Origin of the sequence: Enterobacter sp. BIDMC 26, assembly GCF_000534435.1 — a bacterium.
GTDB lineage: Bacteria > Pseudomonadota > Gammaproteobacteria > Enterobacterales > Enterobacteriaceae > Enterobacter > Enterobacter ludwigii.
The window spans coordinates 3,972,611-3,988,903 of the sequence record NZ_KI973182.1 but is presented as its reverse complement, the minus strand read 5'-3'; the positions used below and the strand labels follow the sequence as shown (position 1 = coordinate 3,988,903).

Annotated in this window: 12 protein-coding genes and 1 rRNA gene; 9 read left to right on the top strand and 4 right to left on the bottom strand. The window is 55.3% G+C overall.

Features of this window, described 5'->3' with window-relative positions:
- The first annotated feature begins 22 nt into the window (after nucleotides 1–22).
- Entirely contained in the window at nucleotides 23–1,015 is a 993-nt protein-coding gene (gene asnA, locus L462_RS04715) for an aspartate--ammonia ligase (RefSeq protein ID WP_014172274.1), read from the top strand.
- Here the strand turns inward: asnA and viaA are convergent, their stop codons facing one another.
- Both viaA and ravA read right to left on the bottom strand, forming a co-directional pair.
- Nucleotides 1,016–2,467, bottom strand: a complete 1,452-nt coding sequence (viaA, locus tag L462_RS04720) for an ATPase RavA stimulator ViaA (RefSeq protein WP_014172273.1) — start codon at nucleotides 2,465–2,467, stop codon at nucleotides 1,016–1,018.
- Nucleotides 2,461–3,957 carry an ATPase RavA gene (gene ravA / locus L462_RS04725; RefSeq protein WP_025202724.1) on the bottom strand — a complete coding sequence of 499 codons (1,497 nt, stop codon included), beginning with the start codon at nucleotides 3,955–3,957 and terminating at the stop codon, nucleotides 2,461–2,463. The genes viaA and ravA overlap by 7 nt, the downstream gene beginning before the upstream one ends.
- Before the next feature lie 222 nt (nucleotides 3,958–4,179).
- Here ravA and kup point away from each other — a divergent pair, with 222 nt between their 5' ends.
- The 7 genes from kup to rbsR all read left to right on the top strand — a co-directional run bounded on the left by kup (nucleotide 4,180) and on the right by rbsR (nucleotide 12,118).
- The gene (kup, locus tag L462_RS04730; protein ID WP_014172271.1) at nucleotides 4,180–6,048 is read left to right on the top strand and encodes a low affinity potassium transporter Kup; all 1,869 of its coding nucleotides are present in this window, start codon (nucleotides 4,180–4,182) and stop codon (nucleotides 6,046–6,048) included.
- 216 nt (nucleotides 6,049–6,264) lie between these two features.
- The gene (gene rbsD, locus L462_RS04735; protein WP_020882770.1) at nucleotides 6,265–6,684 is read left to right on the top strand and encodes a D-ribose pyranase; all 420 of its coding nucleotides are present in this window, start codon (nucleotides 6,265–6,267) and stop codon (nucleotides 6,682–6,684) included.
- A 7-nt stretch (nucleotides 6,685–6,691) separates the two neighbouring features.
- Entirely contained in the window at nucleotides 6,692–8,197 is a 1,506-nt protein-coding gene (gene rbsA / locus L462_RS04740) for a ribose ABC transporter ATP-binding protein RbsA (RefSeq protein ID WP_032679277.1), read from the top strand.
- A gap of 4 nt (nucleotides 8,198–8,201) precedes the next feature.
- Nucleotides 8,202–9,167: a ribose ABC transporter permease gene (gene rbsC / locus L462_RS04745; protein ID WP_020882772.1), complete on the top strand. Its 966-nt coding sequence runs from the start codon at nucleotides 8,202–8,204 to the stop codon at nucleotides 9,165–9,167.
- 27 nt (nucleotides 9,168–9,194) lie between these two features.
- Nucleotides 9,195–10,085, top strand: coding sequence for a ribose ABC transporter substrate-binding protein RbsB (gene rbsB, locus L462_RS04750; protein WP_014172267.1), 891 nt, complete (start codon nucleotides 9,195–9,197; stop codon nucleotides 10,083–10,085).
- A gap of 107 nt (nucleotides 10,086–10,192) precedes the next feature.
- Nucleotides 10,193–11,122: a ribokinase gene (gene rbsK / locus L462_RS04755; RefSeq protein WP_020882773.1), complete on the top strand. Its 930-nt coding sequence runs from the start codon at nucleotides 10,193–10,195 to the stop codon at nucleotides 11,120–11,122.
- Between the two features lie 3 nt (nucleotides 11,123–11,125).
- Entirely contained in the window at nucleotides 11,126–12,118 is a 993-nt protein-coding gene (gene rbsR, locus L462_RS04760; RefSeq protein ID WP_106503580.1) for a ribose operon transcriptional repressor RbsR, read from the top strand.
- Here rbsR and mdtD read toward each other — a convergent pair.
- Nucleotides 12,084–13,517: a multidrug transporter subunit MdtD gene (gene mdtD / locus L462_RS04765; RefSeq protein WP_032679274.1), complete on the bottom strand. Its 1,434-nt coding sequence runs from the start codon at nucleotides 13,515–13,517 to the stop codon at nucleotides 12,084–12,086. The genes rbsR and mdtD overlap by 35 nt on opposite strands.
- Entirely contained in the window at nucleotides 13,514–14,221 is a 708-nt protein-coding gene (locus L462_RS04770) for a FadR/GntR family transcriptional regulator (RefSeq protein WP_020882776.1), read from the bottom strand. The genes mdtD and L462_RS04770 overlap by 4 nt, the downstream gene beginning before the upstream one ends.
- Nucleotides 14,222–14,674: 453 nt before the next feature.
- Here L462_RS04770 and L462_RS04775 point away from each other — a divergent pair.
- Nucleotides 14,675–16,214 (top strand): 16S ribosomal RNA (locus tag L462_RS04775).
- The last annotated feature ends 79 nt before the right edge of the window (nucleotides 16,215–16,293 follow it).

Genomic DNA, 16,293 nt, shown 5'->3' with positions numbered 1-16,293 from the left:
ACAGGACGCAGGAGTATAAATAATGAAAACCGCTTACATCGCAAAACAACGCCAGATCAGCTTCGTTAAATCCCATTTTTCACGTCAGCTGGAAGACAAGCTTGGTCTGATCGAAGTCCAGGCGCCCATTCTCAGCCGCGTGGGTGACGGGACGCAGGACAACCTTTCTGGATGCGAAAAAGCGGTACAGGTGAAAGTGAAAACACTGCCAGACGCCCAGTTCGAAGTGGTGCATTCCCTTGCGAAGTGGAAACGTCAAACCCTGGGACAACACGACTTCAGCGCGGGCGAAGGGCTTTACACGCACATGAAAGCCCTTCGCCCCGATGAAGACCGTCTTACGCCAATGCACTCCGTCTACGTCGATCAATGGGACTGGGAGCGTGTCATGGGCGATGGCGAGCGTCACGTCGGTACGCTGAAATCCACCGTAGAGGCGATCTACGCCGGGATCAAAGCGACCGAAGCGGCAGTGAGCAAAGAGTTTGGTCTGGCACCGTTCCTGCCGGAATCGATCCACTTTGTCCACAGTCAGGAACTGCTGAGCCGTTATCCCGATCTGGATGCCAAAGGCCGTGAGCGTGCGATCGCCAAAGAATTGGGTGCTGTGTTCCTGATCGGGATTGGCGGCAAATTGTCTGACGGTAAACGCCATGATGTGCGTGCGCCGGATTATGATGACTGGAGCACGACGGGTGAGGGCGAATTCGCCGGTCTGAACGGTGATATTCTGGTCTGGAACCCGGTGCTGGAAGATGCGTTCGAGCTCTCTTCAATGGGGATCCGCGTGGATGCTGACGCCCTGAAGCGTCAGCTGGCACTGACCGGGGATGAAGATCGCCTCACGCTGGAGTGGCACCAGGCGTTGCTGCGCGGAGAGATGCCGCAGACCATTGGCGGCGGTATTGGCCAGTCCCGTCTGACCATGCTGCTGTTGCAGCTGCCTCATATTGGTCAGGTACAGTGCGGTGTCTGGCCACAACAGGTACGCGATCGCGTTGAATCTCTTCTGTAATTAGCGCTGCCAGCGTCTTAGCAGGCGGCTACGTAACCCGGTATCAAAGCGCCAGATATGATCGAAGATGCGCATGATGCCGGGCTTTCCATGGGCAGACATCGCCACAGCATGGAAACGGTGCTGATGCACTCGCTGTAGCTCCTTCACTTTATTCACCACGTCATCCGGTAGCCGCTGGGCAATAAAATCGGAGATGACCACGGCGTCAGCATCATACCAGTCTCCGCCCTGCATCCGCTCAACGATGCTTCGAAAACAGCTGGCCAGATCGGTACCGCCACGAAAGCGCTGGCTTAAAAAGCGGATCGCCTGCTCAATACCCTGCTGATGGGTCAGTTCATACCCCACAACTTCGCTGGAAAAGAGCATGATGAAGCAGCGACGTCGATCGGCGAGCGCCACGCGCATCAGAGCCAGGCAGAACGCTTTCGCGCACTGTTCGTTAAACCCTCCCATCGAGCCGGACGTATCCACGCACACAATAAAGGGCCCGCGCGGTTGCTCGTCAAAATCCTGATGGATGACCGGGCGCTGGCTGAGCTTTTCACGCCAGGCTTCGCCATGCAACCGGTAGGTCAGAAGCTGTTTTTCCACCAGCCGGCGATAAAACTCGTACTCAAGCTCGGTCATCCCCAGCGTACTCAGCTCCGTGGGCAGCAGGCGCAAAATATCGTCGCTTTGCTGGAGCCCATCCACCTGCTCAGGCACGGTGGCCGGTTCACGGACCAGGGTGCGGAAGGTCTCCATTGGGGCATCTTTCTTTGGGACCGATTTGGCCTCCCGTGAACGACCCAGCTGTTCGGCAAGCTTCATCAGCTCTGGCTGCTGTGCCAGAAAATCGCCGTACTTGACGATGAGCTGGTAATCTCCGCGCCGCAGCTGACCGGCGCTCATATCCCAAAGACGCCCGGCGGCGTTTTCATTTTCCACCAGCACCTGCTCCAGCTGACCGCTTAAGGTCATGCGTTCCTGCACTTCGCTAAGCAGCTGTTCACGCTCCTCATCCAGCAACTGCTGGTTCAACGTTGTGGCCTGCACCACCAGGCTGAGGCGCCAGCGTTGTAAAAAGAGGGTGTGTAGCGCGGGGGTAAACGTGGCGTTATCCGTGACCAGCGCCCGCGCCTGGCTGGCAAACGGAGAGTGTACCGTGTCGAGTAACGTCAGGGTTTGCGGGAGCTGGGCGATAAACTGTGACGTAGAGAGCCGCTGGCACTGCTGATAGCAGGCCACCTCGTCAGTTAATTCAGGGGGGACTTCGGTCTCTTTGAACCGCTGACGCAGGTTTTCGCGCCAGCGCGGGAGATCGTCGGTCATCGCCTTTTTGAGCCGCGGGAATTTTTCAAAAAAAGCCGCCAGCTGCGGGGAGGCCAGAAGGGTGATGACCACCTCTTCGATCAACCCCTCTTCGCTGACGGCCAGCATGACGTTAAGCGTATCCAGCGTTAGCATTGACGAGCCTGTTTGATCTGCGCGCTGACATCCTGCAGGCTGGCTTCGATGCGACCTAACCAGTCGCTATGAATAAAGAGGCATTTTTGCTGCTCGCTGAAGCGCGTATGTTGCTGGTGCCATTCCGTATCCAGCGCTTCAAGCTGGCGTTTAATCTCTTCCGGCACGCTGTCAGAGGCGGTTCCCGGAAGCGCAAGACGCGATCCCTGAAGGCTGACGTCGCGGATCACCAGATGCTGGCTGCTGTCCACTTCCAGCGTCAGCGGCTGAGCAAAACCGATGCCGTTGAGTTTGCCGCGGATCTCCCCGCCCTTATCAAGCCACTGAGCCAGTGGTTCTCGTTCCACGGTGATATGGACCACCTGCATGTCATGAAGCTTAAGGGGCTGCTGAAGCAGGAGCGTTAGCGTTGTACTGGTCAGTTCGGACGGCAGCTCATAATGCGCTTTGCGGGCGAACATGCCGCCAAGGCGGTTTACTTTCAGCGCTGTTTTGTCGCTTTGTTGTTGCTGCAGCTGAATACGCCGTTGGGCAATCGCTCCCAGCTGGTTGAGCATCGACTGCTGGCCCCAGGCGTGTCCGGTCATCAATACGTCAAGCTGCTGCTGCATCAGGTTCATGCCTTCCGCGTCGTGCCAGAGGCAATCTTTTAAAAGGATCAGATCGATTGGCGCAACGGCATCGCGGCCGCTGAACAGGGCGCTGGCCTGCAGCAGGCGGATCGCTTTTTTCCAGCGACGATCGGAGACATACGGCGCAGAAGGCAGTAAATCGAGCTGCTGGCGCAGCAGATAGATCAGCTCAAACACCGAATCCGGCAGTGTGATTTTGCCGATATCCTCCTGCCACTGGTAATACTCCTCATCCGTGACCTGCAGCGAAGCGGGGACCGGGTTTTCATTCTCATCCTGCTGGCTGACCAGCATCGAGCGGAAGTTGGATTTATCCTGCACTTTGTCGAGCCACAGGCGGATCAGCATGCGGTCATACAGCGCTTCAAGGCTGCTGTCGGCTTCCGGGAGTTCGTTAGAGGCCGCCACCAGCAGGCGCATCGGGATTTTCTCTTCGCTGGCACCGTTGCGGAATCGGCGTTCGTTTATCGCCGTGAGCAGGGTGTTCAGAATAGCCGGCCCCGCTTTCCAGATCTCATCAAGAAAAACAATTTCCGCTTCCGGAAGATACCCCTCAGTCAGGCGCTGATAGCGCCCCTCATCTTTCAGCGCCTGAATGGAAAGCGGGCCGAAAACTTCTTCTGGGGTGGAAAAGCGGGTCATCAGGTATTCGAAAGCGCGGGCGTTCTGAAAGGCAAATTTCAGCCGGCGGGCAATCAGGCTTTTGGCGATGCCCGGAGGTCCAAGCAGAAAGACGCTTTCGCCGCTCAACGCTGCCAGTAAACAGAGGCGAATGGCGTGGCTACGCTCGAAAAGGCCTTTTTCCAGCGCGCCGCTGAGGCGGGAAATTCTTTCTGCTATTAAATGTGAGTGAGCCATAATAGTTTTGCATCCTTTCGCCGTCGTGGCGGCCAATTGAAGCGAGTATAGACGTTTCAGTCAGGGCTGGTAATAGACTGAAGTGCGGCGCTATTTTCTTTGCGCTACATTAATGCGGTTGCATTTAGGGGTACGATTTTGCATTGAATCGTGCATACTGTGCGCTTTTTGTGGGCCAAGGGACTAAGCACACATTTGTTATTTAAACGAAAAGACTAGTCTATGAGCACTGATAATAAGCAATCATTACCCGCAATAACGCTTGCGGCGATCGGGGTTGTCTACGGTGATATCGGCACCAGCCCGCTTTATACGCTTCGTGAATGTCTGTCCGGTCAGTTTGGTTTTGGTGTTGAGCGCGATGCCGTCTTTGGCTTCCTGTCCCTCATCTTCTGGCTGCTGATCCTGGTGGTTTCAGTGAAATACCTCTCCTTCGTTATGCGTGCAGATAACGCCGGTGAAGGGGGGATCCTGACTCTGATGTCCCTTGCCGGGCGGAATACCTCCGCCAGAATGACGTCGGTGCTGGTTATTATCGGCCTGATTGGCGGCAGCTTCTTCTATGGGGAAGTCGTCATTACGCCCGCGATTTCGGTTCTCTCGGCGATAGAGGGGCTGGAGATTATCGCGCCACAGCTTGATTCGTGGGTTGTTCCGCTGGCGATCCTTGTCCTGACGCTGCTGTTCATCATCCAGAAGCACGGCACCGGGCTGGTGGGCAAGCTGTTCGCTCCGATTATGCTGGCCTGGTTCCTGGTCCTGGCGGCACTCGGTTTACGCAGCATTATTGCTAACCCGGATGTGCTGCATGCGCTGAACCCTTACTGGGCCGTGCATTTCTTCCTGGAATACAAAGTGGTTTCCTTCGTCGCGCTCGGTGCCGTCGTGCTCTCCATCACCGGTGTTGAGGCGCTGTATGCCGATATGGGGCACTTCGGGAAACTGCCTATCCGCGTGGCGTGGTTTTTAGTGGTCCTGCCGTCGCTGGTGCTGAACTATTTCGGTCAGGGTGCGCTGCTGCTGCAAAACCCGGAGGCGATTAAGAACCCATTCTTCCTGCTGGCTCCGGACTGGGCGCTGGTGCCCATGCTGATTCTGGCGACGCTGGCGACCGTTATTGCCTCGCAGGCGGTAATTTCAGGCGTGTTCTCTCTGACGCGTCAGGCCGTGCGTCTGGGGTATCTCTCGCCTATGCGCATTATCCATACCTCCGAGATGGAGTCGGGCCAGATTTACATTCCGTTCATCAACTGGCTGCTCTATTTCGCCGTGGTGATTGTCATCGTCAGCTTCGAGCACTCCAGCAACCTGGCGGCGGCGTACGGTATTGCGGTAACCGGTACGATGGTACTGACCTCGCTGCTCTCCACCACGGTAGCGTACCGAAACTGGCACTGGAACAAATTCCTCGTGATGATGATTCTGGTCGGCTTCCTGTGCATTGACGTGCCGCTGTTCTCCGCCAACCTCGACAAGATTGTCTCTGGTGGCTGGCTGCCGCTGACGCTCGGTCTGGTGATGTTCATTGTCATGACCACGTGGAAAAGCGAACGTTTCCGCCTTCTGCGCCGTATGCATGAGCACGGTAACTCCCTGGAGGCTATGATTGCCTCGCTGGAGAAATCGCCGCCGGTCCGCGTGCCGGGCACCGCGGTGTATATGTCGCGTGCGCTGAACGTTATCCCGTTTGCGCTGATGCATAACCTCAAGCACAACAAAGTGCTGCACGAGCGCGTGATTCTGCTGACCCTGCGCACCGAAGATGCCCCGTATGTCCACAATGTCCGCCGCGTGCAAATCGAGCAACTGTCGCCGACCTTCTGGCGCGTAGTGGCAAGCTACGGCTGGCGTGAGACACCAAACGTCGAAGAGGTGTTCCATCGCTGCGGTCTGGAAGGTCTGAGCTGTCGCATGATGGAGACCTCGTTCTTTATGTCCCACGAGTCGCTGATTATCGGCAAGCGCCCCTGGTATTTGCGTCTGCGCGGCAAGTTGTACCTTATCCTGCAGCGTAACGCCCTTCGCGCGCCTGACCAGTTTGAGATCCCGCCTAACCGTGTGATTGAGCTGGGAACGCAGGTCGAAATCTAGGTCCTCGTGTGGCCTGATGCCCTCTCCTGGATGGAGAGGGTGCAACCCTAAAAAAACGGTAACCAAAGGGTTACCGTTTTTGCATTTATCGCCTTCTCATTTCACGTAGCGAAACGTTTCGACGCCGATCACAAATCTGTTATGTCATGGTGGTTTTCTGAACACCGTTAAGACTAAACTGATTTCAGCGAAACGTTTCGCTAGTGGAGCAAGAAAATGAAGAAAGGCACCGTTCTTAACGCAGAAATCTCATCGGTTATTTCCCGTCTTGGGCATACCGATACGCTGGTGGTTTGCGATGCAGGCTTACCGGTTCCGCGCAGCACAACCCGTATTGATATGGCGTTAACGCAGGGCGTGCCCTCGTTTATGCAGGTACTGGACGTGGTGACGGCGGAGATGCAGGTTGAGGCGGCCATTCTCGCGACGGAAATTAAACACCATAATCCGCAACTCCACGAAACGTTGCTCAGCCACATTGAGCAACTGCAACAACACCAGGGAAACACCATAGAAATTCGTTACACAACGCACGAGCAATTCAAACAACAAACCGCAGACAGTCAGGCGGTGATTCGCAGCGGGGAGTGTTCCCCGTATGCGAATATCATTCTCTGTGCTGGCGTCACCTTCTGAGGCCATCATGGACGCATTACTGCAACTGAAAGGGATCGATAAAGCGTTCCCGGGCGTAAAAGCCCTCTCTGGCGCGGCACTGAACGTTTATCCCGGACGCGTAATGGCGCTGGTGGGCGAAAACGGGGCCGGCAAATCCACCATGATGAAAGTGCTGACCGGTATCTATCAACGCGATGCCGGCTCGCTGCTGTGGCTGGGTAAAGAGACCACGTTCAACGGCCCGAAATCCTCCCAGGATGCGGGGATCGGTATTATCCATCAGGAGCTGAACCTGATCCCGCAGCTCAGCATTGCGGAAAACATCTTCCTCGGACGTGAGTTCGTTAACCGGTTTGGCAAAATCGACTGGAAAACGATGTATGCCGAAGCGGATAAACTGCTGGCGAAGCTAAACCTGCGCTTCAAGAGCGACCGTCTGGTGGGCGACCTCTCCATTGGCGATCAGCAAATGGTTGAAATCGCGAAGGTGCTAAGCTTTGAGTCGAAGGTCATCATTATGGATGAACCGACGGACGCGCTGACCGACACCGAAACCGAATCTTTATTCCGCGTTATCCGCGAGCTGAAATCGCAGGGACGCGGGATTGTCTATATCTCTCACCGTATGAAAGAGATTTTCGAGATCTGCGACGACGTAACGGTCTTCCGCGACGGGCAATTCATTGCCGAGCGCGAAGTCGCCACGCTGACCGAAGATACCCTTATCGAAATGATGGTGGGACGTAAGCTCGAAGACCAGTATCCGCATCTGGACAAAGCACCGGGTGAGATCCGCCTGAAGGTGGACAACCTCTGTGGCCCGGGCGTGAACAATGTCACCTTTACCCTGCGCCAGGGGGAGATCCTTGGCGTGGCGGGGTTAATGGGGGCAGGCCGTACCGAGCTGATGAAAGTGCTCTATGGCGCACTGCCGCGTACCAGCGGTTATGTCACGCTCGACGGTCATGAGGTGGTGACTCGCTCTCCACAGGATGGCCTGGCAAACGGCATCGTCTATATCTCCGAAGACCGCAAGCGTGACGGCTTAGTACTGGGGATGTCGGTAAAAGAGAACATGTCGCTTACTGCCCTGCGCTATTTCAGCCGCAGCGGTGGCAGCCTGAAGCACAAAGATGAACAGCAGGCGGTCAGCGATTTTATCCGTCTCTTCAACGTTAAAACGCCGTCGATGGAGCAGGCGATTGGCCTGTTGTCCGGTGGTAATCAGCAAAAAGTGGCCATTGCGCGCGGTCTGATGACGCGCCCGAAAGTGCTGATCCTTGATGAGCCAACCCGCGGCGTGGACGTGGGGGCCAAGAAAGAGATCTATCAGCTGATTAACCAGTTCAAGGCCGACGGCCTGAGCATCATTCTGGTCTCTTCCGAGATGCCAGAAGTATTAGGCATGAGCGATCGCATTATCGTCATGCATGAAGGGCATCTCGGTGGTGAATTCACTCGCGAGCAGGCCACCCAGGAAGTTCTGATGGCTGCCGCTGTGGGCAAGCTTAATCGCGTGAATCAGGAGTAAGAAGATGACTACCCAGGCTGTTTCTGGTCGCCGTTATTTCACAAAGGCATGGCTGCTGGAACAAAAATCGCTGATTGCCCTGCTGGTGTTGATCGCGATTGTTTCGACCATGAGCCCAAACTTTTTTACCGTTAATAACCTGTTCAATATTCTTCAGCAGACGTCGGTTAACGCCATTATGGCGGTAGGGATGACGCTGGTGATTTTGACGTCGGGTATCGATCTGTCCGTCGGTTCCCTGCTGGCGCTCACCGGTGCGGTTGCGGCTTCAATTGTAGGGATTGAGGTCAACGCGCTGGTGGCAGTTGCAGCTGCGCTGGCACTTGGGGCGGCAATTGGTGCCGTGACCGGTGTGATTGTGGCGAAAGGTCGCGTTCAGGCGTTCATTGCGACGCTGGTCATGATGCTCCTGCTGCGCGGTGTCACCATGGTTTACACCAACGGCAGTCCAGTAAATACCGGCTTTACGGATAACGCCGATCTGTTTGGCTGGTTCGGTATTGGTCGTCCGCTGGGTATCCCGACGCCGGTCTGGATCATGGCTATCGTTTTCCTCGCGGCGTGGTACATGCTGCATCACACCCGTCTGGGTCGTTATATCTATGCGCTGGGCGGTAACGAAGCGGCAACGCGTCTGTCCGGGATCAGCGTCAATAAAGTCAAAATCATCGTCTATTCGCTGTGTGGTCTGCTGGCCTCTCTGGCAGGCATCATCGAAGTGGCGCGCCTCTCTTCTGCGCAGCCAACGGCGGGGACGGGGTATGAGCTGGATGCCATTGCGGCAGTCGTTCTGGGCGGTACGAGTCTTGCGGGCGGTAAAGGTCGCATTGTTGGGACATTGATCGGCGCACTGATCCTTGGTTTCCTGAATAATGGTTTGAATTTATTAGGTGTTTCCTCCTATTACCAGATGATCGTTAAAGCAGTGGTGATTTTGCTGGCGGTCCTGGTAGACAACAAAAAACAGTAACTGACGACACTACAGGACATCTTAGATATGAACATGAAAAAACTGGCTACCCTGGTTTCTGCTGTCGCGCTGAGCGCAACCGTAAGTGCTAACGCAATGGCGAAAGACACCATCGCGCTGGTTATCTCCACGCTGAACAACCCGTTCTTCGTCTCCCTGAAGGACGGTGCACAGAAAGAAGCTGACAAACTGGGCTACAACCTGGTGGTGCTGGACTCTCAGAACAACCCGGCGAAAGAGCTGGCAAACGTTCAGGACTTAACCGTACGTGGCACCAAAATCCTGCTGATCAACCCAACGGATTCTGACGCTGTGGGTAACGCCGTGAAGATGGCAAACCAGGCGAAGATCCCGGTCATCACCCTTGACCGTCAGGCGACGAAAGGCGACGTAGTCAGCCACATCGCTTCTGATAACGTACTGGGTGGCAAAATCGCGGGTGACTACATCGCGAAGAAAGCGGGTGAAGGCGCGAAAGTTATCGAACTGCAGGGTATTGCCGGTACGTCAGCGGCGCGTGAGCGTGGTGAAGGCTTCCAGCAGGCTGTTGCAGCGCACAAATTTAACGTACTGGCCAGCCAGCCTGCTGACTTCGACCGCACGAAAGGTCTGAACGTGATGCAGAACCTGCTGACCGCGCACCCTGACGTGCAGGCTGTGTTCGCACAGAACGACGAAATGGCGCTGGGCGCGCTGCGTGCTCTGCAGACCGCAGGTAAATCTGATGTGATGGTTGTCGGATTTGACGGCACGCCGGATGGTGAAAAAGCAGTAAAAGATGGCAAACTGGCGGCGACCATCGCTCAGCTGCCTGAGCAGATCGGCGCAACGGGCGTGCAGACTGCTGATAAAGTGCTGAAGGGCGAAAAAGTTCAGGCCAAATATCCTGTTGACCTGAAACTGGTCATCAAGCAGTAAAAGGCGAATCAGGCAGTTGCTGGCTGCCTGAGGGACACCCTATAAAGAAAAGTGTGGCATACGCCACCGGGTCACACCGGTGGCGCTCTCAGATGGACACCTCAACCATGAAAACCGCAGGCAATCTTGTCGTCCTTGGCAGTATCAATGCCGATCACATTCTTAACCTTGAATCGTTCCCGACACCGGGCGAAACCGTCACCGGTAATCAGTATCAGGTAGCGTTCGGCGGTAAGGGCGCCAACCAGGCCGTCGCCGCAGGACGCAGTGGGGCGAAGATCGCCTTTATTGCCTGCACGGGTGATGACGATACCGGTGAGCGCGTACGCAAACAGCTGGCCAGCGATAACATTGATATTGCGCCTGTCAGCGTTGTCGAAGGGGAGTCAACCGGCGTGGCGCTGATTTTCGTCAACGCGGAAGGTGAGAATGTCATCGGTATTCATGCGGGGGCTAACGCCGCGCTGACCACTGAGCGGGTGAACGCGCAGCGCGAGATCATCGCGAATGCCGAAGCGCTTCTGATGCAGCTGGAATCACCCGTTGAAAGCGTCCTGGCGGCCGCAGAGATAGCGCATCAAAATCATACCACTGTCGTACTCAATCCTGCGCCTGCGCGGGTATTATCAGACGAGCTGCTGGCGCTGGTGGATATCATTACCCCGAACGAAACTGAAGCGGAGAAACTGACAGGCGTTCGCGTTGAAAATGATGACGACGCCGCGCGGGCGGCGAAAGTGCTGCACGATAAAGGCATCGGCACCGTTATCATTACCCTTGGCAGTCGTGGAGTGTGGGCCAGCGTAAACGGGGAAGGCCGTCGCGTGCCGGGCTTTAAGGTTAAGGCGATTGATACCATCGCGGCGGGAGATACCTTTAACGGTGCATTGGTGACTGCGCTGCTGGAAGGCAAGAGAATGGATGATGCTATTCGCTTTGCCCATGCCGCCGCGGCGATTGCCGTAACGCGCAAAGGTGCCCAGCCTTCCGTTCCGTGGCGTAAAGAGATTGATGAATTCTTAAGTCAGCAGGGGTAACGCTTGGCCACAATGAAAGATGTCGCCCGCCAGGCGGGCGTTTCTACGTCGACAGTCTCCCACGTCATTAATAACGATCGCTTCGTTAGCGAGGCGATTCGGGAGAAAGTCGAAGCCGCGGTTAAAGATCTCAATTATGCGCCGTCCGCGCTGGCGCGCAGCCTCAAGCTCAACCAGACGCGCACCATCGGCATGCTGATCACCGCCAGTACCAACCCCTTTTATTCTGAACTTGTTCGCGGTGTCGAACGCAGCTGCTTCGAGCGTGGTTACAGCCTGGTGCTGTGCAATACCGAAGGGGATGAGCAGCGAATGAACCGCAACCTGGAGACGCTGATGCAAAAACGCGTCGACGGGTTACTGCTGCTGTGTACCGAAACACATCAGCCCTCGAAAGAGATTATTCAGCGCTACCCTTCTATTCCCACGGTGATGATGGACTGGGCGCCGTTCGACGGTACCAGCGATCTCATTCAGGATAACTCGCTGCTGGGAGGTGACATGGCCACCCAGTATCTGATCGATAAAGGCTATACCCGCATCGCCTGCATTACTGGCCCCCTGGATAAAACCCCGGCGCGTTTGCGTCTTGAGGGGTATCTTTCTGCGATGGCGCGGGCGGGGCTTACTGTTCCGGATGGCTACCGTATTACCGGTGATTTCGAATTTAACGGCGGCTTTGAAGCTATGCAGAAACTGCTGTCGCAAGCGCAGCGTCCGCAGGCTGTGTTTATCGGCAACGATGCGATGGCGTTTGGCGCGTACCAGGCGTTATATCAGGCGGGGCTGCGTGTTCCACACGATTTGGCGGTGATTGGTTACGATGACATTGAACTGGCCCGCTACATGACGCCGCCGCTCACCACGATTCATCAGCCAAAAGATGAACTGGGCGAGCTGGCCATCGATGTGCTTATCCACCGAATGGCCGAGCCCGGCCTGCAGCAGCAACGTCTGCAGCTTACTCCTGTTCTGATGGAACGGGGTTCGGTTTAGCTTTTGCTTTGTGGCGCTCTTTGATCAGGTTGCGGCCATCTTTGGGTTTTAACAGCATAAAGACCAACGCCGACACGACGGTGAGTGCGCCCATGGTAATAAAGGTATAGTGAAACTGTTCGACGGTGTTCGCACTGTCAAAACCTTCATAAAACCGCAGCACCGCCGCACTGACGGCCACCCCCAGACTGATCGACAACTGCTGAGTCACTGCCAGCACGCTGTTGCCGCTACTGGCGTTATCATCGGTCAGGTCGGCGAGGGTGATGGTGTTCATCGACGTGAACTGTGTCGACATGGCCATTCCCAGCACAAACAGGGGCAGAATCAGCATCCAGACCGGTAAAGAGGCGGATTGCAGGGAGAACTGCGCGATCATCAGCCCGATAAAGACCGTTACACCTACCAGCGTCTTACGATAGCCAAACCAGCGCAACACCTGCGTGACGGTTGATTTGGCCAGAATAGAGCCCATCGCCGTGGGGGCCATCATGCAACCGGCAATCAGAGCCGGGTAGCCGAAACCCACCTGCAGCATCAGTGGCATCAGGAATGGCACGCAGCCCGTCCCCAGGCGTGAGGCAATGTTACCCGCAATCCCCACGGAAAACGTTCGGGTGTTAAACAGCGACAGAGAAATTAACGGCGTAGGGTGACGGTGTGCATGACGTATATAAAGAAGGAACAGCAAAATACCGCCGAGGATGACGGAGAGTGCAATCCATGTCGCGACGATCTTCTCACCAAACAGCTCCATCCCGCTGGAGAAGAGTACCAGGCTCAGGCCAAACAGGAAAAAACCACGCATATCGAAACGGCGTCTTGGGGTGGTGAAGTTCGGCATATATTTGCGGGCATAAAGCAGCCCCGCGACGCCAATGGGAATATTAATCAGGAAGATCCAGTGCCAGCTTGCCCAGGTAACGAATACCCCGCCGAGAACCGGACCCAGTATGGGGCCGACCAGGCCCGGCATCGTGACGAAGTTGAGCACAGGAAGCAGTTCACTGCGCGGATAGGCGCGCAGTAACGCCAGACGCGCCACGGGCATCATCATCGCCCCGCCAACGCCCTGAAGAACACGGAAGATGACCAGCTCTGTAAGAGACGTTGACAGCGCACAGGCCAAAGAGCCGAGCGTAAAGAGCGTCACGGCCAGCATGAATATCTTGCGGGTGCCGAAGCGGTCAGCCAGCCAGCCGCTCACCGGAATGAGCATCGCGACAGTCAGGGTATAACTGATGATGGCGGACTGCATCGCCAGCGGGGATCGGTTAAGGCTTTGTGCAATCGCGGGTAGCGCTGTGTTGAGGATGGTGGCATCCAGTGCCTGCATAAAGAACGCCATGGCTGCAATCCACGGCAATCCGGCCATGCTGCGCGCTTTTCTCTCTCTCATTTATGTACCTGCTGGTGGGTTGGCGCGGCCAGCAATGCCTGGCATGCATCCTGGGCTCGCTGCCCGTCGCTCTCCTGAATGGCATCAACAATCGCCTGGTGCAAATCCAGCTTTACCACTTCGTCTTGCGTAATAGAGGTAAAGTAGGTGTGGTATACCGAATGGAATAAAGAGGCAAAGGATGTCAGGAACGGATTGGCGCTCATCATATAGATGTGTTCATGCCAGGCCATATCGACCTCAATCCAGCGTTCGCGGTTGAAGTGTTTTTTCAGGAACACCATCTCTTCCATCAGGGCATTGAGCTGCGCTTTCTGTTCTGCCGTCCCGAGCGTGGCGGCAAGGAGGCAGGCCTGAGGTTCAAGACTGCTGCGCATCACCAGGAAGTGATCGACGACCTGATGAAAGTTATCCTCCGTCATCCACCATGAGAGCAGTTCCTGATCGAGGAAGTTCCAGTTGCTCTGTGGCATCACACGCGTACCAATGCGAGGACGCGGAAGCACCATGCCTTTTGCCGTTAAGGTTTTCACCGCTTCGCGAACGGCGGTACGGCTCACCCCAAACTGCTCACCCAACTCCATTTCACCCGGCAGGATGCTCCCCGGGGCATATTTACCCGCTAAAATCAGCTGAGCCAGTTTTTCTGCCAGCACATACGACAGGTTTTTTTGGGCAGCCAGTTGTTGTGCGCTTAATGGCATCGCGTTTATTCCTTAAAGATTCATGCTGATAATTATGCCACCTCGGGTGTTATTGTGGTTGCAGATACATCAAATAGAACAATTTGTAGCTTGATTTCACCCCTGTTGGTGAAAAAAAACACGGACAGAAACTTTTTTTGAATTTCCTCTTGTCACTTCAGAATAACTCCCTATAATGCGCCTCCACTGACACGGAACAACGGCACACACGCCGCCGGGTCAGCAGAGATAAGCGAAAATAAATGCTTGACTCTGAAGCGGGAAAGCGTAATATGCACACCCCGCGCCGCAGCGAAAACGAAGCGGCACTGCTCTTTAACAATTTATCAGACAATCTGTGTGGGCACTCAAAGTGACATGGATTCTTAATGTCTTCGGACAAAAAATGAATACCAAGTCTCTGAGTGAACATACGTAATTCATTACGAAGTTTAATTCACGAGCATCAAACTTAAATTGAAGAGTTTGATCATGGCTCAGATTGAACGCTGGCGGCAGGCCTAACACATGCAAGTCGAACGGTAGCACAGAGAGCTTGCTCTCGGGTGACGAGTGGCGGACGGGTGAGTAATGTCTGGGAAACTGCCTGATGGAGGGGGATAACTACTGGAAACGGTAGCTAATACCGCATAACGTCGCAAGACCAAAGAGGGGGACCTTCGGGCCTCTTGCCATCAGATGTGCCCAGATGGGATTAGCTAGTAGGTGGGGTAACGGCTCACCTAGGCGACGATCCCTAGCTGGTCTGAGAGGATGACCAGCCACACTGGAACTGAGACACGGTCCAGACTCCTACGGGAGGCAGCAGTGGGGAATATTGCACAATGGGCGCAAGCCTGATGCAGCCATGCCGCGTGTATGAAGAAGGCCTTCGGGTTGTAAAGTACTTTCAGCGGGGAGGAAGGTGTTGTGGTTAATAACCACAGCAATTGACGTTACCCGCAGAAGAAGCACCGGCTAACTCCGTGCCAGCAGCCGCGGTAATACGGAGGGTGCAAGCGTTAATCGGAATTACTGGGCGTAAAGCGCACGCAGGCGGTCTGTCAAGTCGGATGTGAAATCCCCGGGCTCAACCTGGGAACTGCATTCGAAACTGGCAGGCTAGAGTCTTGTAGAGGGGGGTAGAATTCCAGGTGTAGCGGTGAAATGCGTAGAGATCTGGAGGAATACCGGTGGCGAAGGCGGCCCCCTGGACAAAGACTGACGCTCAGGTGCGAAAGCGTGGGGAGCAAACAGGATTAGATACCCTGGTAGTCCACGCCGTAAACGATGTCGACTTGGAGGTTGTGCCCTTGAGGCGTGGCTTCCGGAGCTAACGCGTTAAGTCGACCGCCTGGGGAGTACGGCCGCAAGGTTAAAACTCAAATGAATTGACGGGGGCCCGCACAAGCGGTGGAGCATGTGGTTTAATTCGATGCAACGCGAAGAACCTTACCTACTCTTGACATCCAGAGAACTTTCCAGAGATGGATTGGTGCCTTCGGGAACTCTGAGACAGGTGCTGCATGGCTGTCGTCAGCTCGTGTTGTGAAATGTTGGGTTAAGTCCCGCAACGAGCGCAACCCTTATCCTTTGTTGCCAGCGGTCCGGCCGGGAACTCAAAGGAGACTGCCAGTGATAAACTGGAGGAAGGTGGGGATGACGTCAAGTCATCATGGCCCTTACGAGTAGGGCTACACACGTGCTACAATGGCGCATACAAAGAGAAGCGAACTCGCGAGAGCAAGCGGACCTCATAAAGTGCGTCGTAGTCCGGATTGGAGTCTGCAACTCGACTCCATGAAGTCGGAATCGCTAGTAATCGTAGATCAGAATGCTACGGTGAATACGTTCCCGGGCCTTGTACACACCGCCCGTCACACCATGGGAGTGGGTTGCAAAAGAAGTAGGTAGCTTAACCTTCGGGAGGGCGCTTACCACTTTGTGATTCATGACTGGGGTGAAGTCGTAACAAGGTAACCGTAGGGGAACCTGCGGTTGGATCACCTCCTTACCTTAAAGAACCTGCCTTTGTAGTGCTCACACAGATTGTCTGATGAAAAGTAAATAGCAAGGCGTCTTGCGATTGAGAC